The 19,063-nt window shown below is 64.9% G+C and carries 19 protein-coding genes; 7 read left to right on the top strand and 12 right to left on the bottom strand.

Translation table 11 applies throughout. From position 1 onward, the window contains the following. Positions 1–3: 3 nt before the first annotated feature. From ccoO to ccoS, 7 genes are read left to right on the top strand one after another with little or no spacing between them, the layout of a single operon-like run. A complete protein-coding gene (gene ccoO / locus XH93_RS30375) occupies positions 4–747 on the top strand; it encodes a cytochrome-c oxidase, cbb3-type subunit II (protein ID WP_194470284.1) in 744 nt (247 codons plus the stop codon). After that, positions 744–914 carry a cbb3-type cytochrome c oxidase subunit 3 gene (locus tag XH93_RS30380; RefSeq protein ID WP_139863054.1) on the top strand — a complete coding sequence of 57 codons (171 nt, stop codon included), beginning with the start codon at positions 744–746 and terminating at the stop codon, positions 912–914. Before ccoO ends, XH93_RS30380 begins: the two co-directional genes overlap by 4 nt. Beyond that, a complete protein-coding gene (gene ccoP, locus XH93_RS30385) occupies positions 905–1,783 on the top strand; it encodes a cytochrome-c oxidase, cbb3-type subunit III (RefSeq protein ID WP_194470285.1) in 879 nt (292 codons plus the stop codon). Before XH93_RS30380 ends, ccoP begins: the two co-directional genes overlap by 10 nt. Next, positions 1,780–2,034: a hypothetical protein gene (locus XH93_RS30390; protein ID WP_246799337.1), complete on the top strand. Its 255-nt coding sequence runs from the start codon at positions 1,780–1,782 to the stop codon at positions 2,032–2,034. The genes ccoP and XH93_RS30390 overlap by 4 nt, the downstream gene beginning before the upstream one ends. A 4-nt stretch (positions 2,035–2,038) precedes the next feature. Continuing rightward, positions 2,039–2,833, top strand: a complete 795-nt coding sequence (locus tag XH93_RS30395; RefSeq protein WP_194470286.1) for a DUF2189 domain-containing protein — start codon at positions 2,039–2,041, stop codon at positions 2,831–2,833. A 32-nt stretch (positions 2,834–2,865) separates the two neighbouring features. Further along, on the top strand, positions 2,866–5,112 hold the full coding sequence (locus tag XH93_RS30400; protein WP_194470287.1) for a heavy metal translocating P-type ATPase: 2,247 nt from the start codon (positions 2,866–2,868) through the stop codon (positions 5,110–5,112). After that, entirely contained in the window at positions 5,109–5,303 is a 195-nt protein-coding gene (gene ccoS / locus XH93_RS30405; protein ID WP_139863050.1) for a cbb3-type cytochrome oxidase assembly protein CcoS, read from the top strand. The genes XH93_RS30400 and ccoS overlap by 4 nt, the downstream gene beginning before the upstream one ends. Here the strand turns inward: ccoS and XH93_RS30410 are convergent. The 12 genes from XH93_RS30410 to XH93_RS30465 form a co-directional block, all read right to left on the bottom strand. Continuing rightward, on the bottom strand, positions 5,293–6,273 hold the full coding sequence (locus tag XH93_RS30410) for a LysR substrate-binding domain-containing protein (protein ID WP_194470288.1): 981 nt from the start codon (positions 6,271–6,273) through the stop codon (positions 5,293–5,295). The genes ccoS and XH93_RS30410 overlap by 11 nt on opposite strands. Positions 6,274–6,963: 690 nt before the next feature. Further along, positions 6,964–7,380 (bottom strand): cupin domain-containing protein, encoded by a 417-nt coding sequence (locus XH93_RS30415; RefSeq protein WP_139863048.1) that lies wholly within the window; start codon positions 7,378–7,380, stop codon positions 6,964–6,966. A gap of 151 nt (positions 7,381–7,531) precedes the next feature. Beyond that, positions 7,532–9,094 (bottom strand): 2-isopropylmalate synthase, encoded by a 1,563-nt coding sequence (locus XH93_RS30420; protein ID WP_194470289.1) that lies wholly within the window; start codon positions 9,092–9,094, stop codon positions 7,532–7,534. A gap of 629 nt (positions 9,095–9,723) precedes the next feature. After that, positions 9,724–10,824 (bottom strand): ISAs1 family transposase, encoded by a 1,101-nt coding sequence (locus tag XH93_RS30425; RefSeq protein WP_139480423.1) that lies wholly within the window; start codon positions 10,822–10,824, stop codon positions 9,724–9,726. Between the two features lie 299 nt (positions 10,825–11,123). Continuing rightward, a complete protein-coding gene (locus XH93_RS30430) occupies positions 11,124–12,071 on the bottom strand; it encodes a polyphosphate kinase 2 family protein (RefSeq protein ID WP_194470290.1) in 948 nt (315 codons plus the stop codon). Then, on the bottom strand, positions 12,037–13,047 hold the full coding sequence (locus tag XH93_RS30435; protein ID WP_194470291.1) for a branched-chain amino acid ABC transporter permease: 1,011 nt from the start codon (positions 13,045–13,047) through the stop codon (positions 12,037–12,039). The genes XH93_RS30430 and XH93_RS30435 overlap by 35 nt, the downstream gene beginning before the upstream one ends. Then, on the bottom strand, positions 13,044–13,925 hold the full coding sequence (locus XH93_RS30440; RefSeq protein WP_194470292.1) for a branched-chain amino acid ABC transporter permease: 882 nt from the start codon (positions 13,923–13,925) through the stop codon (positions 13,044–13,046). The genes XH93_RS30435 and XH93_RS30440 overlap by 4 nt, the downstream gene beginning before the upstream one ends. A 212-nt stretch (positions 13,926–14,137) precedes the next feature. Next, positions 14,138–14,842: an ABC transporter ATP-binding protein gene (locus XH93_RS30445; protein ID WP_139863043.1), complete on the bottom strand. Its 705-nt coding sequence runs from the start codon at positions 14,840–14,842 to the stop codon at positions 14,138–14,140. Between the two features lie 3 nt (positions 14,843–14,845). Beyond that, positions 14,846–15,619 carry an ABC transporter ATP-binding protein gene (locus XH93_RS30450; RefSeq protein ID WP_194470293.1) on the bottom strand — a complete coding sequence of 258 codons (774 nt, stop codon included), beginning with the start codon at positions 15,617–15,619 and terminating at the stop codon, positions 14,846–14,848. Between the two features lie 242 nt (positions 15,620–15,861). Further along, a complete protein-coding gene (locus XH93_RS30455) occupies positions 15,862–17,172 on the bottom strand; it encodes an ABC transporter substrate-binding protein (RefSeq protein WP_194470294.1) in 1,311 nt (436 codons plus the stop codon). A gap of 154 nt (positions 17,173–17,326) precedes the next feature. Continuing rightward, positions 17,327–18,067, bottom strand: coding sequence for a substrate-binding domain-containing protein (locus XH93_RS30460; protein ID WP_194470295.1), 741 nt, complete (start codon positions 18,065–18,067; stop codon positions 17,327–17,329). A gap of 66 nt (positions 18,068–18,133) precedes the next feature. Continuing rightward, positions 18,134–19,033: a LysR family transcriptional regulator gene (locus XH93_RS30465; protein WP_194470296.1), complete on the bottom strand. Its 900-nt coding sequence runs from the start codon at positions 19,031–19,033 to the stop codon at positions 18,134–18,136. Positions 19,034–19,063: the final 30 nt, after the last annotated feature.

Consider the following 19,063-nt stretch of genomic DNA (forward strand, 5'->3'; position numbering starts at 1 on the left):
GTCATGTCGATCTTCGGATTTCATTACCGGCTGGAAAGCAAGGCGATCGGTCTCGTGCTCGGGATCGTGCTGGTCGCCAGCATCGGCGGGCTGGTCGAGATCGCGCCGCTGTTCACCATCCACCGCACCGTCGAGGACGCCCCGGACATGCGGCTCTACACGCCGCTCGAGCTCGCCGGCCGCAACATCTACATCCGCGAGGGCTGCTATGCCTGCCATTCGCAGATGATCCGGACGTTGCGCGACGAGGTCGACCGCTACGGCCCCTACTCGCTGGCGGTCGAATCCAAATACGACCACCCGATGCTGTGGGGCTCCAAGCGCACCGGCCCCGACCTGGCGCGGATCGGCGAAAAATACTCCGACCAGTGGCAGGTCGCCCATCTGGTGAATCCGCGCGACGTGGTGCCGGTGTCGGTGATGCCGGCCTATGACTGGCTGCTGTCGACCGATCTGCGCACCGACGATCTGTCCGCGCACCTCAAGGCGCAGCGCGCGGTCGGCGTGCCCTATACCGACGACATGATCGCCAATGCCGCGCTCGACGCCTACGGCCAGGCCAATCCGGATTCGGCGCGAGCCGAGGGCGTTGCCAAGCGTTACGGCAAGGCGACCACGGTGCGCCCGTTCGACGGGCTGCCCGGGCGGCTCACCGAAATGGATGCGGTGGTCGCCTATTTGCAGGTGCTGGGTCGCCTCACCGACGCGGCCCGCAAGCCGGTGGCGCAGGCAGGAGCGGTGCAATGACCATCGAACACGACGTGCTCGTCGGCTTCTCCAAATCCTTCGGCCTGTTCTACCTGATCGCGCTGTCGATCGCGGTCGTGATCTATGCCTGCTGGCCGTCCAACAAGCAGCGGTTCGATCGCGCCGCGCAGTCCATCCTCGACGACAGGGACACGCCATGGCGGTAGAGGAACGCGACAGCTACACCGGCTATCTGACCACCGGTCATGAATGGAACGGCATCAAGGAATTGAACACGCCGGTGCCGCGCGCGGTGTATTTCTTCCTGATCATCGCCTTCCTGTTCTCGGTCGGCTACTGGATCCTGATGCCGGCGTGGCCGCTGGGGGTGACCTACACCAAGGGACTGCTCGGCATCGACCAGCGCAACATCGTGGCGCAATCGCTGAAGCAGGCGGCGACCGATCGCAGCGTCTGGACCAGCAAAATCCAAACCGAAAGCTATGCCGCGCTGCTGGCCGATCCGAAAATGATGGCGATCGTGCGCGAAGTCGGCCGCCCGCTGTTCGGCGACAATTGCGCGGCATGTCATGGCCGCGATGCCAAGGGCGGCCCCGGTTTCCCGAACCTGACGACGTCGTCGTGGCTCTGGGGCGGCAAGCCGGACGACGTCTTCAATACCATCCGCGTCGGCATCAACGCCGCGCACAAGGACACCCATGTGTCGCAGATGCCGGCGTTCGGCCGCGACGCGATGCTGCCGCGCGGCGACGTGCTGAAAGCGGCAACCTTCGTCTATTCGCTGTCGAACCCTGGCGCGAAGAGCCTCGATCCCGCCGCGGTCGCGGCCGGCAAGAAGATCTTCGCCGACAATTGCGCGTCGTGCCACGGCGACAACGCCAAGGGCAATGTCGAACTCGGCGCGCCCGATCTGACCGACAAGTTCTGGATCTACGGCGGCAGTCTCGACGCCATCGACACCACGGTGTGGGGCGGCCGGCAGGGGCACATGCCGAGCTGGGAAGGCCGCCTGTCCGAGCTCGACCGCAAGATCCTCACGCTCTATCTGCTCGACAAGCGGACCGAGGCACCATGAACGAGCTCGCCATGACCGGCAGACAACCACGCAGACGGGCCCTTCTCCTGCTCTGGATGCTGTTCGCTGCCGCCGTCGTCCTGGTCTTCGTCGCGGCCAACGCCCACCTGATCTACGTCGCCGCCATGTCGCAGCCTGCCTGCGTGACCCATCTCAAGCACGGCCAGGGCGATGCGGCGCGCGGGCAGTTCAGCGCCGCGGTGTCGTCATGCGCGCCGCCGGCCGTCCCTCACTCCCCAGCAACGGATTGACCCTATGCCGGTAATCCCTCCGGTCGTATCGCCGCTCCCGATCCCCAACCGCTGGGCGCGGCCGCTTGCGACCGACGATCCCATGAAGTGGCTCGCCCTGGGCTGGCGCGATTTCATGACCCAGCCGGCGATGAGCATCGCCTACGGCGCCCTCGTCTTCCTCGTGTCCGCGTTCTTTGTCGGCGGCCTGATCGCGCTCGGCGGCGACTACATCCTGTTTCCGGCCTTCGCCGGCTTCATGGTGGTCGGGCCGATCCTGGCCATCGGCCTCTACGAAAAGAGCCGCCGCATCGAAGCCGGTCAACCGCTGCACTGGATCGACATCTTCCTCGTCAGGCCGCGCTCGGGCGGCCAGATCCTGTTTACCGGCGTGCTGCTCTGCCTGCTGATGATGGTGTGGATGCGCGCGGCCGTCATCATCTACGCGCTGTTCTTCGGCCTGGTGCCGTTCCCCGGCCTCGGCCGGATCGTGCCGATGCTGTTCACAACGCAGACCGGCTGGGCGATGCTGGTGGTCGGCACCGCGGTCGGCGGGTTGTTCGCGGCGTTCTCGTTCGCGATCAGCGCGTTTTCGATTCCCATGCTGCTCGACGAGGACACCGACGCGCTGACCGCGATGGCCAGCAGCATGGCGCTGGTATGGGCCAATCTGCGCGTGCTGTTGATCTGGGCGGTGATCGTGCTGGGGCTGTTCCTGGTGAGCCTTGCGACCGGCATGCTTGGGCTGATCGTGATCTACCCCCTGCTCGGACATGCCACCTGGCACGCCTATCGCGCGATGCAGCCGCCCGCCGGCTAGCGCCGGCGCCGGCTGCGAAAGGGAGCCGATCGATGAGTTGCTGCGCACCCGGCGCCGAATGTCTCGCCGACGCCGGCACCTCGAACGAGGAACTGCTGCTGGCCAGCCGGACGCTGCGCGACGGCCTGCGCCAGACCGACCTCTCGGTGCCCGGCATTCACTGCGGCGCCTGCCTGCAACGCATCGAGGCCGTGCTCGGCAGGCTCGACGGCGTCGCCTTCGCGCGCGCGAATTTGTCGACCCGGCGTGTTTCCGTGCAATGGCGCGGCGACCGCCCGCCGCCGCTGATCGCAGCGTTGAAGCAGATCGGCTACCAGGCCCATCTCCACGATGCCGCCGCCGACCGCAGCGATCCCGAGCTGACAAGATTGTTGCTGGCGCTCGCGGTCGCCGGATTTGCCTCCAGCAACATCATGCTGCTGTCGGCGTCGGTCTGGTCGGGCGCGGAGGCGCAGACGCGCGACCTGTTTCACTGGATCTCGGCGGCGATCGCGCTGCCGACGCTGGCCTATTCCGGCCAGGTGTTCTTCCACACGGCCTGGCGCAGCCTGCGTAATGGCCGCACCAACATGGATGTGCCGATCTCGATCGGCGTATTGCTGGCCTTCGGCCTCAGTCTCTATGAAACGACCCAGCACGGCCGGCACGCTTATTTCGACGCATCGGTGTCGCTGCTGTTCTTCCTCTTGATCGGGCGCACGCTCGACCATGTGATGCGGGCGCGGGCGCGGCAAGCGGTCGCGGGGCTGGCGCGGCTCTCCGCGCGCGGCGCGCTGGTGGCCCGGCCGGACGGCACGCAGATCTACCTGCCGGTCGATGAGATCGAACCTGACATGACCATCCTGCTGGCGGCAGGGGAGCGCGTGCCGGTGGATTGCCGCGTGGTCAAGGGCCGCTCCGAGCTCGATCGCTCGCTGGTGTCGGGCGAGAGCGCGCCGCAATTGGCCATCGAGGGCACAGCATTGCAGGCAGGAACCCTCAACCTCACCGCTCCGCTCACGGTGGTCGCAACGGCGGCGGCCAAAAACTCCTTCCTCGCCGACATGGTGCGGATGATGGAGGCGGCCGAAGCCGGCCGCTCGGCCTATCGCCGCGTCGCCGACCGCGCGGCGCGACTCTACGCGCCGGTGGTCCACGCCACCGCGCTCTTGAGCTTCGTCGGCTGGATGATCGCCACCGGGGATGCCCACCGCGCCATCACCATCGCGATCGCCGTGCTCATCATCACCTGTCCCTGCGCGCTCGGGCTCGCCGTGCCGATGGTCCATGTCGTCGCCGCCGGGCGCCTGTTCGAACACGGCATCATGATCAAGGACGGCAGCGCGCTGGAGCGGCTCGCCAATGTCGATGCCGTGGTCCTCGACAAGACCGGCACGCTGACGGCCGGCCGGCCGCGTCTCACCCTGGTGGCCGAGAGCCGCACTGAGGCGCGCGCGCTGGCGGCCGCGATCGCCGCGCATTCGCGGCATCCTTATTCGCAGGCGCTGGCCGCGCTCGGTGAGGCGCAGACACCAGTCGCGCTTGATGCCGTGGCGGAAGTTCCGGGCGCCGGCCTGGAAGCGCAGTCGGGCGAGACCATCTATCGGCTGGGACGGCCGGACTGGGCCGCCGCTCCCCTTTCCGTGCCCCCGGATGCCGCCGTCGTGCTGTCGGTCAACGGCGCCTGCCTCGCCGCCTTCCGGCTCGACGATCAATTGCGCAGCGGCGCGCCGGAGGCGATCGCCGCGCTGACGGCGGCGGGCCTCGGCATCGAGATCCTGTCGGGTGACAGCGAGGCGCGCGTCGGCGACATCGCGGGGCGGCTCGGCGTGCGCTTCACCGCCAATGCGCGGCCTGCCGACAAGGTCGCGCGCGTCGCCGCGCTGAGGCAGACCGGCGCCAAGGTGCTGATGGTCGGCGACGGCTTGAACGACGCCCCGGCGCTGATCGCCGCCGATGTTTCGATGGCGCCGGCGTCGGCCGCCGATATCGGCCGCAACGCCGCCGATCTCGTATTCCTGCGCGAAGACCTGCATGCGGTGCCGCGCGCCGTCGCGATCGCGCGCCAGGCCGCGCGACTGGTCCGGCAGAATTTTGGCCTGGCGATCGCCTATAATGTGGTGGCAATTCCGATTGCGGTTCTCGGCCAGGTCACGCCGCTGATGGCGGCGGTTGCGATGTCGGCATCGTCGCTCGTCGTCATCGCCAACGCTTTGCGCCTCGGCGAACGCCGGTGGCGACCGCCCGCAGCGGTTCGCGCCGGGCTCACGCCGCCTCTGACGCCGGGATTGGTGCCATGATCGATTTCTTCTTTCTGGTCCCGATTGCGATCGGAATGGGGCTGGCGGGCCTCGCCTCGTTCATGTGGACGCTGAAGAGCGGGCAATACGACGATCTCGAAGGCGCGGCCCAGCGCATCCTGTTCGAGGGTCATGAAGGGCCTGTCGTCGAGGAGAAACGTCCCGCGCCCCCCACCGGCATCAGGACGTAATCCTGCCCACCCGCCCGGTTTCGATCGCACAGAGATGGTCGAGCATCAGGCGGCTGCTCGCCGACAGATGCGCGGCGTCGCGAACCACGATCTTGAGTTCGCGACGGCCCCAATCGTCGCGCAAGGGAATTGCCGACAGCCCCATGCCGGCGCCGACCACCTCGAAGGCGCGGTCGGGGATCAGGCCGAGGCCCATATCGGCCTGCACCATGCGGCAGACCGCATCGAAGCCGGGCACGTTGATGCGCAGCCGCATCGTCTTGCCGGCCTGGGTCGCCGCATATTGCGAGCGCAGATAGATCGAGCTCGCGGTGTGCAGACCGATGTGATCGAAATCGAGCGTCTCGGTGAACAGCAAATTGTCGCGGCCGGCCAGCGGATGGTCCGGCCGCATCACCACGACCAGATTGTCGTAGCGGTAATGGAAAGCTTCGAGCCCGCGGCTGTCGGCCTCGGCCGAGCAGATGCCGATCTCGGCCGCGCCCTCCTCGATGCCGCGCACCACCTGCCCGCTCGGCCGCTCCTGTAAATCGACGCGCAATAGCTCATGCGCGGCAAAGAAGGCGGACAGATCCTCCGGCAGATACTGCACGATCGCCGACAGGTTGGCGAGCATGCGGACATGGCCGCGCACGCCTTGCGAATATTCCGACAGCTCGACCGCGATCTTCTCGACATTGAGCAGCGTGACGCGGGCGTGATGCAAGAGCGCCTCGCCGGCCGGCGTCAGCGCCATGCCTTTGGCGAGACGCTTGAACAGCGTGACGCCGAAGGCGAGCTCGAAATCGTTCATCCGCTTCGACACGGCGGACGCCGCAATGCCCTCGCGCTGCGCGGCGCGGGTCAGGTTCTGCTCATCGCAGACGGCGATGAACAGACGCAGCGTAGTGAGATCGACGCGCCGCGTCAGCGCGGTCTCCGCAGCCGTCGGGCTGCGCTGGGGGTCAGAGACAATGGAGGCAAGCGACATCGATGGCGTCCTTCGGGCACGGACGCCAGTAAGGTTAGCGCCGGCGGGAGCGCAAAAAATCCCAATTGCGACGCCGGCCGGAGCGCCGTGTGGGACGCCATTCCAATATTGCCGCGAAAATGCGCGGCAGATTCCAACGCGGCCCGCTCACGTCAGTGAGGCAGCCTACCGTCGAAAAAACGACCGCGGAGGTGCCCACCCTTCCCGGCGTGCTGGTGATGTGGACATGGCGCAAGGCGCCTTTGTATACCCGAACCTTCCCGACCGTCACCCTGAGAGGATGTGAGGCTATATCCTCATCCATCGCTGTCATCGCCCGGCCTGTGCGCAATTGCGCACATGGACCGGGCGATCCAGTACGCCGCGGCCCCTCGGCTCAAGCACTGCGGCCTCTGGAATACTGGATCACCCGCATGCGCGGGTGATGACACTGAGCAAGCTGAGCAAATCAATCCGTCACCCCCGCGCAAAGGCTTCGCCTTTGTCGCAGGAGGTGCGAGCCTCTTCGGCGAGCCTCGAAGGGCGACGGCCCGACTCTCTCCGCAAGAAAGCGGATGGGTGCGCTGAAGCATCCGGGCCGTGCATCCTTCGAGACGCGCGTGCCGCGCTCCTCGGGGTGACGGAGATGGCAGCACCGTTTCTCCACGCGTCGTCCCGGCGAAAGCCGGGACCGACCCGATGCAGACATCACTACTGGGCTGGAGAAGCGATCGGCTTTCCCTTCTCGACAACATAAGTAGCAATTACTTTCGCGCCGATCGGACCAGTTTTGGCGTCGTGAACGGCACCTGGCGGAATTTGATAGCTCTCACCCGACTTCAAGGTCTTGTCTGCTTGACCATCGACCATGAGCACCATCTCGCCTTCCAGCAGAAAGCCTGACTCCGGACCGGGATGCGTGTGGCGCCCGATATTCACGTTGGGCCCGACTTCAGCTATTCCAATGATCGTCTCATAGTTTGTGCCGGGCACGTCAAACTTTTGTAGCGGCGTCCGCTTTATCGTCGCGGTTTGCTGGGTTGCCGCAGGCAAATTCTGCTGGGCCGCGGCGATACCGGTCATCGACAACGTGACTACGGCAGTGCAAAGCAAGAATTTGACAAGCATCGTTTCCTCCAAAATACATAATAGAATACGCGGAATAGTATCAAATCTTCAGCCCCCTGCCATGTCTCAAATTGCCCCTTAGCTGGGCGGCTCAAACGAAAAACGCGGCGCCGAGGCGCCGCGTTTGCTGTCGCATCCATGCAGCCAATCGTCAGCTCGCAGCGGCCGCCGCGGGGACGTCGCGCTGGCGCTTCATCACGATCTTGTTCAGGGCGCCGAGATAGGCCTTTGCGGACGCGACCAGTGTGTCCGGATCGGCGGCGCGGGCGGTCATCGAGCGGCCCTCATGGGCGAGGCGGACCGAGACTTCGGCCTGCGCGTCGGTGCCTTCGGTCACCGCGTGCACCTGATACAGTTCGAGCTTTGCCTCATGCGGCACCAGGCGCTTGATGCAGTTGAAGACGGCGTCGACCGGGCCGTTGCCCTCAGCCTCCTCGATCCGGATCTGGCCGTCGACGTCGAGCTTCATGGTGGCGCGCTGCGGGCCGTGGGTGCCGGCGATCACGGTCAGCGAGGTCAGCTTGATGCGGTCATGCGCGGCCGCCATCTCCTGGTCGACCAGCGCCTCGATGTCCTCGTCGTAGATGTCCTTCTTGCGGTCGGCCAGCGCCTTCATCCGCGTGAACGCGTCCTCCAGCTGGTTGGCGCCGAGCTTGTAGCCCATCTCCTCCAGCTTGTGGATGAAGGCGTGGCGGCCGGAATGCTTGCCAAGCACCAGCGACGACTGCTTCAAGCCGACCATCTCGGGCCGCATGATCTCGTAGGTCGAGGCGTCCTTCAGCACACCGTCCTGATGGATGCCGCTCTCATGGGCGAAGGCGTTACGGCCGACGATCGCCTTGTTGTACTGCACCGGGAACGAAGTCGCGGCCGACACCACCTTCGAGGCGCGGGTCAGCTGCGTGGTGTCGATCTTGTTCCAGTACGGAAACCTGTCGTTGCGCACGTTGATCGCCATCACGATCTCTTCCAGCGCGGCGTTGCCGGCGCGCTCGCCGATGCCGTTGATGGTGCACTCGACCTGGCGCGCGCCACCCATGATGCCGGCCAGCGAGTTGGCCACCGCCATGCCGAGGTCGTTGTGGCAATGCACCGAGAAGATCGCCTTGTCGGAGTTCGGCACCCGCTCGATCAGCGTCCGCATGAAGTGGGTGTATTCCTCCGGCACGGTGTAGCCGACGGTGTCGGGGATGTTCACCGTGGTGGCGCCGGCCTTGATAACGGCCTCGACGATCCGGCACAGATAGTCCATGTCGCTGCGGGTGCCGTCCTCGGCCGACCATTCGACGTCGTCGATCTGGTTGCGGGCGCGGGCGACCATCGCGACCGAGGTCTCGATGACCTCCTCGGGGGTCTTGTTCAACTTCACCCGCATGTGCAGCGGCGAAGTCGCGATCACGGTGTGGACGCGGCCGCGTTTTGCAAACTTCACCGCTTCGGCGCAGCGGTCGATGTCGGCGGGGTGGGCACGCGACAGGCCGGCGATCACGGAGTTCTTCGAGCGGCGGGCGATCTCGCTGACCGCCTGGAAATCACCTTCCGAGGTGATCGGAAAGCCCGCCTCGATGACGTCGACGCCCATGTCGTCCAGGAGCTCGGCGACCTCCAGCTTCTCCTCGAAGGTCATGGTGGCGCCGGGGCACTGCTCGCCGTCGCGCAAGGTGGTGTCGAAAATGATGACGCGGTCCTTATCGGACTTGTTCTGGGTGGCCATGTCAGAAATTCCTTTAAAGCTTTGCGCCCGTTCGGGTCGGTCCCTTTGGGGCGATGTCAGGGTCTGGTGTCTCGTCAAACCCCTGAGTGCCCAGGCGCAAATGCCCAGCCGGCCCTCAGGGGCAGGTAAGAAGCAGGCCGCCAATCAGGAGGGTGGGCGCTGCAGCCGGGATCGTGGCGGTAGCCGAGGCCACCTCCCGCAAAATCCCATCAATTTGGCCGCGAATCAGCATTGCCAGACCCTTTGAGCGCCAGATCCTCGGGCAAAACCGTTGACGGTTGGTTGCCGGGGCGCGCCTTGGTGGGCTCGTTCTAGACGATTATGGCAAGCCGCCGCAATGGGGAAAGATGGGCAGCAGGGCTGACCTAACCCATGCGCGACCACTGGCCCCCCGGTGATCTGCGGCGCTCCCACGTCCGGTGAGCAGCGTCTGCACGATTTCGGAATTTTGGAAGAATACCGGTGAGTTGCCCGACGTGTCAAGCTGCGGTTGCGGAATACCGGCGGGCTACTTTGCATGGGGTTGTTTTTCGGGTTTTTGGAATCGGCGGACATGAGGAGGAAGCCGGCCGCTTTGCTCGCGTAAGGAAGCCCCGGCGGAAGGGTTCCCTCCCCCCTTGCGGGCAGGGCTATCGCATATGAGTAAAGAGTTCGAAGAAGAAGTCTTTGCTCCACATGGCGCGGCGCATTTTGCTGCTGATGGATGCTTTGGAGGGATGCATTCGCAAGATGTTCTGAGCAAGGCGGCGGATCACAGCAAGGTTTTCCGGTCCATGATCCTTGCGAGTGCGCGCGGCATCCTCGTCGAATACGACGTCGAGAATCCAATGCAACTGGTTCTCGATGCTCCAATGTGCACGCACGACTTGGGCCAGTGTTTCCGGCGGGAGCTTGCGCGAGAGCGCAATATAGCGCGTGGCGGTTTCGCGCTTGCCGCTGGCCAGCGTGCGTTCCGCTTCGATGCGACCAAACGCCTTGAGGCCAGGCAGCAAGGCGCGGGCTGCGGCCGGAGCTGGCACCACGCTCGCACGGCGCCGCTCGATCCGGCCGTGAGCCTTCTCCTCGGTGGCCAGCGCAGGAACGGCCTCGCCCGCCTTCGCGAAGGCGCGCCCGGCCTCCGCGTAAAGCGGACCGTTGTTGGCCTTGAGACCGAGAGCATAATCGGCCTTGGCGTCCAATACCGCCTGTGCCATCGCCGGGTGGCAATGCAGTGCATCCGCCGTCACGGTGCAGCCCTTGAGGACAAGGCTGCCCAGCAATTGCAGGGTTGCGGCCACCTCGTTTCCGCCGGGCGCACGCGCTTGGGCCATGGCCACTCGTGTCTGGGTGTCCCAGATGCTCACCATCAATGGCGGCAGGTAGGCCCGCCCCTTCTCGTAGCCGCGCCGTAGGCTTTTGCCGTCGATTGCCACAACCCCCGGTGCCGGCCCTAACCCGAGCTCCGCCCGCAGCGCCGTCATAAAGGCCGTAAACGCCTTCGCCAGTTCGTCCGGATCGAGCAGGCGGAGCAGGCGACTGAAAGTATCGTGGCTCGGTGCCCCATGCGGCAGATCGACGATCGCGGAAAGCTCTTCCACACGAGCTTCCACGAAGTCGGCCACTTCGGCGCTGCTCTTGGCTCCGCACAGCGTCGCCGCCAAAGTCAGAAAAAGTATAGTTCCGATCGGGTGACGGGCATTGATGTCGCGAGGATCGTGCACTTCTCGCAATATCGAGATGTAAGACTGCATCGGGCCTTCTCCACAAAGAGAAAGCCACAACAGAATCTCTCAAACGGCGATCCGCAAGCCGCGTTTTACTCATATGCGATTCCCCTGCCCTTGCGGGGGAGGGTTAGGGAGAGGGGTACCACACGGGTGGTCGCTCGATCGTGCGTCGCGACGAGCAGTAGCCGCGAGATTGCGAGCGCAGCGCTGCATCGATCATCTCGCCCCGGGCCACCCCTCTCCCCAGCCCTCCCCCGCAAGGGGGGAGGGAGCCCGAACAGCGTGCTCACCTTACATGTCCGTCGCGACGGACTGATCGCTTGCTACTTTTTCTTGGCCGCCGTCTTCTTCCCCTCCGCCTCGCCCTTCCCTTCCGCCAGCAGCGCGTCGCGGACGCGCTTGAACTCGCTCAAGTCCGCCTTGTCGACTTCGGGGAATCTCAGGTCGAACCTGTCGAGCGCGTTGACGATGGTCGAGCCGATCACGACGCGGGCGAACCATTTGTGGTCGGCAGGGACGATGTGCCAGGGCGCCTCTTTCGTCGACGTGTGGTGAATCATGTCCTGGTAGGCGGCCTGGTACTTCGCCCACAACTTCCGCTCGGCGATGTCGGCCATCGAGAACTTCCAGTTTTTCGCGGGCTCATCGAGGCGATCGAGGAAGCGCTGACGCTGCTCCTCCTTGGAGACGTGGAGGAAGAATTTCAGGATCACCGTGCCGTTGCGGGCGAGGTAGCGCTCGATTGCGGAGATGTCCTCGAAGCGTTCGCGCCAGATGTTCTTGGTCACCAGCTTCTTCGGCATCTTCTGCTTGGCGAGCACCTCGGGATGCACGCGCACCACCAGGCACTCCTCGTAATAGGAGCGGTTGAAGATGCCGATGCGGCCGCGCTCCGGCAGCGCGATCATCGCGCGCCACATGAAGTCGTGATCGAGCTCGCGGGTCGACGGCTGCTTGAAGGACCACACCTCGCAGCCCTGCGGATTGACGCCCTCGAACACGCTCTTGATCGCACTGTCCTTGCCGGCGGCATCCATGCCCTGAAAGATCAGCAGCAGCGACCAGCGGTCCTGGGCGTAGAGCTTTTCCTGGAAATCGGACAATCGCTTGCGGTTGGCCTCGATGATCCTGCTGCCGGCGTCCTTGTCGATGCCGCCCTTCTCGGCGGTCGGGAACGATTTGAGGTGGAATTCGCCCGCGCCGTCATAGCGGAACGGCGCGACATAAGGCTTCAGTTCATCGGCGAGCGATGGGGACGGTTTGTTGCTCATGATCTCTCGGCTGCTTGCGTGGCGATTTGACCAGGTCGATCACGCTACCAAGAATGCCCTTAGGCAGGAAGATGATGAACAACACCAGCAGCACACCATAGACGAGGTTGTCCCAGCCGACCGCCTTGGTGCCGAACGAGATGCGCAGCACCTCCGCGAGCAGGATGGTGATGACGGCGCCGACCGTCGGCCCGAGCGCGACATAGACGCCGCCGACGATCGCCGCGAACACCATCTGCAGCGAGACCGCGATGCCGCTGACCGTGTCGGGCGAGATGAACATCTGGTACTGGCAATACAGCGCGCCTGATAGCGCCGTCATCAGCGCTGAGATCAGCGTGATCTTGAGCTTTTCGGCGGTAACGTTGACGCCGGCCGCGGCCGCGGCGTCCTCATCCTCCGAGATCGCCTCCATGGCGTGGCGGCTCATGCTGCGGTCGATGGCGCGCCAGACCACGAGGCCGACCACCCAGACCGCGAGCGCGATCAGGTACCAGGTCGCCTTGTCGTCGAACTGCAGCGCGATCAGGCCCCTGCCGCTCGGTGCACGCTGCGGCGTGTAGCCGAGCGAGCCGCCGGTGTAGTCGCGCGTCGCAGTGATCACCTGCAGCACGATGCCCGACAGCGCCAGGGTCACCAGCACGAAGTAATGGCCGGTGATGCGGAAGCGGAAGCAGGGATAGGCGACGATCAGCGCCAGCACGCCCGCGGTCACCATGCTCAGCGGAATGCCGATCCACGGCGTGATGCCGAGGTGATTCCAGAGCAGCGCGGTGACATAGGCGCCGATGCCCATGAAGCCGCCATGGCCGAGCGAGACCAGGCCAAAGCGGCCCATGATCGACCACGACGTATAGGCGAACGACCAGATCAGGATCAGCACCATGATGTGCAGATGATAGGGATCGCGGTGCACGAACGGCACCGCGACGAGCACGATCAGCGCGATGATCCAGCCGGCCAGTTGCCTGTTCACGAGCGCCTCGCCAAAAGGCCCGCGGGCCGGATGAACATCATGATGATGAAGAAGGCGAACGCCAGCACGTAGCCCCATTCCAGATCGGAGAACAGGCCGCCGAGCGAGATGATCTCGGCGAACACGAAGGCGGCGATGAAGCCGCCGATGAAATTGCCGAGGCCGCCGAGCACGCAGATCAGGAAGGTAATCGGCCCGAACGACAGGCCGACGAAGGGGTGCACGTCGTATTGCAGCACCAGCAGGCACGCGGCAAGGCCGGCGAGCCCGCCGCCGATCGCCGAGGTGACGAGGTAGATCCGTTTCGCATCGACGCCCATCAGCGGCATGATCTGGCGGTCCTGCGCGATGGCGCGGATCGCGGTGCCGGTGAAGGTGCGGGTCAGGAACAGGTAGACGCCGATCATGCCGAGCAACGCAGCCGCGAACGACAGCAGCCGTGCGTAGGAGAAGTTCATCTCGCCGAGCGCCAGCACCGGCATGCGGATGCCGAGATTGCGGAAATCGATGCCGAAGGCGACGGTGGCAAAGCTTTGCAGGATGAACAGCACGCCGCCGGTGGCGAGCAGCTGGTTAATCGGCGGCGCGGTGAGCAGCGGCGCGATCACGAGGTAGTGCAGCGCGGCGCCGAGCAGCGCCACCAGCAGGATGACGAGCGGCGCGGCGGCCCAGTACGGCAGATGGAAGACCTGCACGAGGTAATACATGCCGTACATGCCGATCATCACGAGCTCGGCGTAGCAGATCCAGGTGACGTCGATGACGCCGAAGATCAGGTTGAGCCCGAGCGCCAAGAGCGCCAGCACGCCGCCGAGCAGGATGCCGTTGATCACGGCCTCCAGCAGGTAGATGTCGAAGACGTCGAGGAAGGATTGCATGCTGTCACATTGCCTTAGATCGCGACGTCGTCGTCTAGCTGAATAAGCGGAACCGTCATCCTGAGGTGCGCGCTCTTGCGCGCCTCGAAGGATGCACGGCCTGTCTGTGGCCGATTCATCCTTCGAGGCTCGCCTAGTGGCGCTGGCGCGCCGCTAGGCTCGCACCTCAGGATGACGGAACTGTGTGTGAGCGCGCCCGCTTTCATGATGCCCTACACCCCCAAATATGCCTGCTTGATGGTGTCGCTGGCGGCGAGCTCGGCGGCGGTGCCGGCGGCGCGGATGCTGCCGGCTTCCAAGAGATAGGCGCGGTCTACCACGCGCAGCACCTGCTGCACGTTCTGCTCGACGATCAAGACGGTGAGCCCGCTGGCGCGGATGCGCTTCACCAGCTCGAACACCTGCTGCACCACGACCGGCGCCAGCCCCGCCGAGGGCTCGTCGAGCAACAGCAATTTTGGATTCGACATCAGCGCGCGGCCGATCGCGCACATCTGCTGCTCGCCGCCGGACATGGTGCCGGCCATCTGGTTGCGGCGTTCCTTCATGCGCGGGAACAGGTCGAACACGAACTCGAGCCGCTCGGCATATTTGGCGCGCGCGCCTTGCATGTAGGCGCCCATCTTCAGATTGTCTGATACGGTCAGCCGCGGAAACAGCCGGCGGTTCTCCGGCACATGGGCGATGCCGAGGCTGACGATGCGGTGCGGCGGCGTCGCACCGACGTCGGTGCCCTCCATCGCGATGCGGCCCTTGAGCGGGCGGATCAGGCCGGAGATCAGGCGCATCAGGGTGGTCTTGCCGGCGCCGTTCGGGCCGATCACGCCGACCGCCTCGCCCGCCTTGACGTCGAGGCTGACGTCGAACAGCGCCTGAAAACTGCCGTAACCTGCATCGATCGATTTTAGTTCCAGCATGCGTCAGGCCCCGATCCGGCGGCGCGCCTGCGCCGCGGCGGCCGCCGCCAATGACGCGTCCGCATCGGTCCCGAGATAGACCTCGATGACGCGGCGGTCGCCGGCGACATCGGCCGGCAGACCTTCCGCGATCTTCTCGCCGTGATCGAGCACCATCACGCGATCGACCACCCGCATCAAGACGCCCATGATGTGCTCGACCCAGATGATGGTGATGCCGAGCTCGTCGCGGATCCGGCGCAGCATGTCGGCGGCCTGGTCCATCTCGTGCTCGTCGAGCCCGCCGAGGCTTTCGTCGGCGAGCAACAGTTTTGGCCCGGTGGCGAGCGCCTTGGCGAGCTCGAGCTTCTTCAGCCCGGCGGCGCCGAGGCCCTCGACGCTGGCGTCGCGATCGGTCGGCAGGCCGACCATCGCCAGCGCGCGCTCGGCGGCCTCTTCGGCCTTGGCGCGGCTGTGGCGGCCCTGGCCGTAGAAGCCGGCCAGCGAGACGTTGTCGAAGATGCTGAGGCGATGGAACGGCCGCGGAATCTGGAAGGTGCGGCCGATGCCGCCATTGATGATCCGGTGCGGCGCGAGCCCCGCGATCTCGCGGCCGTCGAACATGATCGAGCCTGACGTGGGCGGCAGCGTGCCGGAGAGCATGTTGAAGATCGTGCTCTTGCCCGAGCCGTTCGGACCGATCAGGCCGAGGATCTCGCCCTGCTCGACGCGGAACGAGACATTGTTGACGGCGCGGAAGCCGCCAAACCGCTTGACCAGGCCTTCGACGGCGAGCACGGCGATCCTTTCCGAAACGCTAGAGCGGGATGAAACTAGGCCGAATCAGCCTGGCCGCAGACTGGCTGCACCTCTCCCGCTTGCGGGGGAGGTCGCATCGCATCAAAGATGCGATGCGGGTGGGGGCTCTTTCCACGATGTGACTCGTGGAAAGAGCCCCCACCCCAGCCCTCCCCCGCAAGCGGGAGAGGGAGCGCAGTTTCTTCGCGGCTGCTGTTCGACCTGATCTCATTATACGCTGCTTACTTGTAGCTGTAGGTGGTGCCGGCCGGCAGCGGCAGCACGGTCTCGCGCTGCATCTGGCTCTTCGGCCACACCACATAGGATTTGTCGTCGATATATTGCAGCACCACCGGGAACGAGCGCGAATTCTGGCCGGCGAACTGCTCGCCCTCGCCGTAGAATTTGACGCCGAAGCCGAGCATGGTGCCGCCTTCGGGAATGTCGGTGTCGAGCGCGGCCTTGCGCAGCGCGTCCGGATCGACGCCGCCATACTTCTTGATCGCGCGCGGCAGCACGTCGTCCATGAACACAAAGGCATTCGACGCGCCGATGCCGACATGGGCGGAGCGGATCGGCACGCCGGGCTTGAGCTTGTCGAACTCTTCGCCGACCATCTTGATGACCGCCGGCAGCTTCGGATCCATGTTCTTCTGGTTGGCGAGCCAGATCGAGATCGGGTCGGTGTTAAAGAGATAGTTGGCGTCGCCGCCAAGCCCTTCCTTCAGCTTTTCATAGACGCCGTAGCCGGCGCCGTGACCGACGATGGCGCCGAACTTCAGCCCCTGCTCGCGCGCCTGGCGGAACATAAGTGTGATGTCCGGATTGTAGCCGGTGTGGAAGATCACGTCGGGCCGGGCGCGCTTCAGCTTGGTTACCAGTGCCGACAGGTCCGGCGCGGTCGCCGAATAGCCCTCCTTCAGCACGATGTTGAAGCCGGCCTTCTTGGCGCCGGCCTCGTTGCCCTTGGCGACGTCGACGCCATAGGCGCCGTCCTCGTGGATGATGGCGACGCGCAGATCCTTCGGCTCCTTGCCGAACTTGGCTTGCGCCTGGTTGGCGATGAAATCCATCGTCATCTGGCCGAATTGGTCGCCGCTGGCCTGCGGGCGGAACACGTATTTGTAGTTCTTGCCGTCGAACACCGACGAGGAGATGCAGGTGGTCATCCACATGAACTTCTTCAGCTGCTCGACGCGGGCTGCGACCGGCACGCACTGCGCCGAGGAGAAGAAGCCCATCACCAGGTCGACCTTCTCCTGCTCGAGCAGACGGACCGACTCGTTGATCGCGATGTCCGGCTTGCTCTGGGCGTCGGCATAGACCGCCTCGACCTTGTAACCCTCGACGCCGGTCTTGGCGTAATGGTCGAGCATGATCTTGACGCCGGTATATTGCAGCTCGGAGCCACCGCCGGCGAGCGGGCCGGTGAGGTCGAAGATCACGCCGATCTTGATCTTCTTGTCCTGCGCCTGCGCGGTGTCAGTCGCGCCGAGCGCTGCAACCGCGACGGACAGACCCGCAAGCCAGCGGGCAGCCTTCATGACCGGCATGAAATCCCTCCCCAGAGATTGTGCACTGCATTTTATTGTTTGTCGTGCCGCCTTATCACAGGGGGAGCCGTCGATGATGTCAAGCGTCATGGCTGCGTCCGCGCGGCGCAGGGCTGATCAAAGCTTCATCAGATGGTCGCAGATGCGACGCAGTTTATCCGCGCGGCCGCTCCATCCCCGCTCGCTTGATTGCCGCGCGCATGAGGTCGGTGTCGGCGGAGAGGAAGTCGATCAGGCGCCTGGCTGCCTCAGGCGCCCTGGAGTCGCTGACAACCGCGGCTGTGAAGGTTTGGACGAGCTGGAAGTTTGGCGGCAGCAGGCCAACGACCTCGATGCCACTCTCCTGCACCAGCTCGCTGGTCGGCCCAATCGAGAGATTTGCCTTGCCTGCTCTCAGCGCTTCAACCGCCTCGGTTCCACGCGCCTCGAAGCTGAGCGTCACCGTGTCGGGCAAGTTCAGCCTTGGGACAATCTCGTCGCGAAAATACTGCCCACTCGTGCTGCTCGGCGCCACCACCTGGCCTGCGTCGATCAAGGCTTGTCTGAGCGCGATTGCGTCGCCGATATCAGGCTTGGGACAGCCTGCCCGCACCGCCGCGGCCAAAGCCGCCGTCGCCAGCCCTGCTTCCGATCCCGCACGAATCCGTCCGTCTTCGATCAGTTTTTGCAGTCCCTCGCGTGACAGGATCACCACATCCGCCTTGGTTCCGTTGGCAAGCTGGTGCCTGATGGTTTTCGGACCGGTGCCCTCCGACGCGCCGGATCCGGTCTCCACCGCGATGCCGGTGCTTCGCTCGAATTCAGGCAGCACCTCGCGGTAGACCGCAGCGAAGCCGCCGGAGATGATGACCTTGATGGTTTTGGGGGTATCGGCGGTGGCGGCTTGCTCGGTCATTGCGCATTTCCTTGGCCTTCGAGGTGAAGCTAGCATGACCCCTGAGGGCCACGCGGTCATGTTGTCCTACTTGCCGCGGTATCTCAGAGCCTCGACCAGCAGCGTGAAGGCCGGTGAGGCTTGCCGACGGCTCGGATAGTAGAGGTGATAGCCCGAAAACGGCGGACACCAATCGGCCAGCACGCGAATGAGCCGGCCTTCCGAGACGTACGGCCGCACGTGTCCCTCGGTGAGGTAGGCCAGGCCCAAGCCTTTCAGCGCCCCGTCCAGAAGAAGGCCGGCGCTGTTGAACACGAGCTGTCCCTCCACCCGAACGTTGAGCTCCCGCGCATTCTTCTCGAACTCCCATGCATAGAGACGGCCGCCATGGGTCGGCAGTCGAAGGTTGAGGCAGTTGTGCTGGGTTAGATCCTGAGGCGTCTTCGGCCGCTTGCGGTCGGCGAAGTAGGACGGCGACCCGACGACGGCCATTCTGAGATCGGGGCTGATGCGCACGGCGATCATGTCCTTCGCGACGAGCTCGCCGGGGCGGATGCCGGCATCGACCTGCTGCGCCACGATATTGGTGAGCCCGTAATCGATGATCACCTCGACATGGATGTCGGGGTACTTGGGCAGGATCTTCCCGAGTGCCGGCAGCAGGATCTCGGCGGCGGCGAACTCCGTCGCCGTCAGCCGGACGGTTCCGGCGGGCTTCTCGCGCAGCTCGCTGAGTGCAGCGAGATCGGCATCCATCTCCGCGAACTTGGGGCCGACGCTCAGGAACAGCCGTTCTCCGGCCTGGGTTGGTGTGACGCTGCGCGTCGTCCGGTTCAGCAATCGAACCCCGAGCCGCTCCTCCAGATTCCGCACGATCTGGCTGAGCGCGGACTGCGTCATGCCGAGCTTCGCCGCGGCGCGCGTGAAGCTGCGCTCCCGCGCGACCGCGAGGAAGGCGATGAGATCGCTGGCGTTGTCCCGATTCATTCATAAGCCTGACTAATGACTGCATTCACA

It is taken from the genome of Bradyrhizobium sp. CCBAU 51753 (assembly GCF_015291565.1).
Lineage (GTDB): Bacteria > Pseudomonadota > Alphaproteobacteria > Rhizobiales > Xanthobacteraceae > Bradyrhizobium > Bradyrhizobium ivorense.

Excerpts from the sequence above, each read along its gene's own strand:
- XH93_RS30395 (WP_194470286.1), top strand. The coding sequence starts at position 2,039 with ATGCCGGTAATCCCTCCGGTCGTATCGCCGCTCCCGATCCCCAACCGC.
- XH93_RS30400 (WP_194470287.1), top strand. The coding sequence starts at position 2,866 with ATGAGTTGCTGCGCACCCGGCGCCGAATGTCTCGCCGACGCCGGCACC.
- XH93_RS30420 (WP_194470289.1), bottom strand. The coding sequence starts at position 9,094 with ATGGCCACCCAGAACAAGTCCGATAAGGACCGCGTCATCATTTTCGAC.
- XH93_RS30415 (WP_139863048.1), bottom strand. The coding sequence starts at position 7,380 with ATGCTTGTCAAATTCTTGCTTTGCACTGCCGTAGTCACGTTGTCGATG.
- XH93_RS30455 (WP_194470294.1), bottom strand. The coding sequence starts at position 17,172 with ATGCCGGTCATGAAGGCTGCCCGCTGGCTTGCGGGTCTGTCCGTCGCG.
- ccoO (WP_194470284.1), top strand. The coding sequence starts at position 4 with ATGTCGATCTTCGGATTTCATTACCGGCTGGAAAGCAAGGCGATCGGT.
- ccoP (WP_194470285.1), top strand. The coding sequence starts at position 905 with ATGGCGGTAGAGGAACGCGACAGCTACACCGGCTATCTGACCACCGGT.
- XH93_RS30430 (WP_194470290.1), bottom strand. The coding sequence starts at position 12,071 with ATGAGCAACAAACCGTCCCCATCGCTCGCCGATGAACTGAAGCCTTAT.
- XH93_RS30465 (WP_194470296.1), bottom strand. The coding sequence starts at position 19,033 with ATGAATCGGGACAACGCCAGCGATCTCATCGCCTTCCTCGCGGTCGCG.
- XH93_RS30410 (WP_194470288.1), bottom strand. The coding sequence starts at position 6,273 with ATGTCGCTTGCCTCCATTGTCTCTGACCCCCAGCGCAGCCCGACGGCT.
- XH93_RS30460 (WP_194470295.1), bottom strand. The coding sequence starts at position 18,067 with ATGACCGAGCAAGCCGCCACCGCCGATACCCCCAAAACCATCAAGGTC.
- XH93_RS30390 (WP_246799337.1), top strand. The coding sequence starts at position 1,780 with ATGAACGAGCTCGCCATGACCGGCAGACAACCACGCAGACGGGCCCTT.
- XH93_RS30380 (WP_139863054.1), top strand. The coding sequence starts at position 744 with ATGACCATCGAACACGACGTGCTCGTCGGCTTCTCCAAATCCTTCGGC.
- XH93_RS30445 (WP_139863043.1), bottom strand. The coding sequence starts at position 14,842 with ATGCTGGAACTAAAATCGATCGATGCAGGTTACGGCAGTTTTCAGGCG.
- XH93_RS30425 (WP_139480423.1), bottom strand. The coding sequence starts at position 10,824 with ATGCAGTCTTACATCTCGATATTGCGAGAAGTGCACGATCCTCGCGAC.
- XH93_RS30440 (WP_194470292.1), bottom strand. The coding sequence starts at position 13,925 with ATGCAATCCTTCCTCGACGTCTTCGACATCTACCTGCTGGAGGCCGTG.
- ccoS (WP_139863050.1), top strand. The coding sequence starts at position 5,109 with ATGATCGATTTCTTCTTTCTGGTCCCGATTGCGATCGGAATGGGGCTG.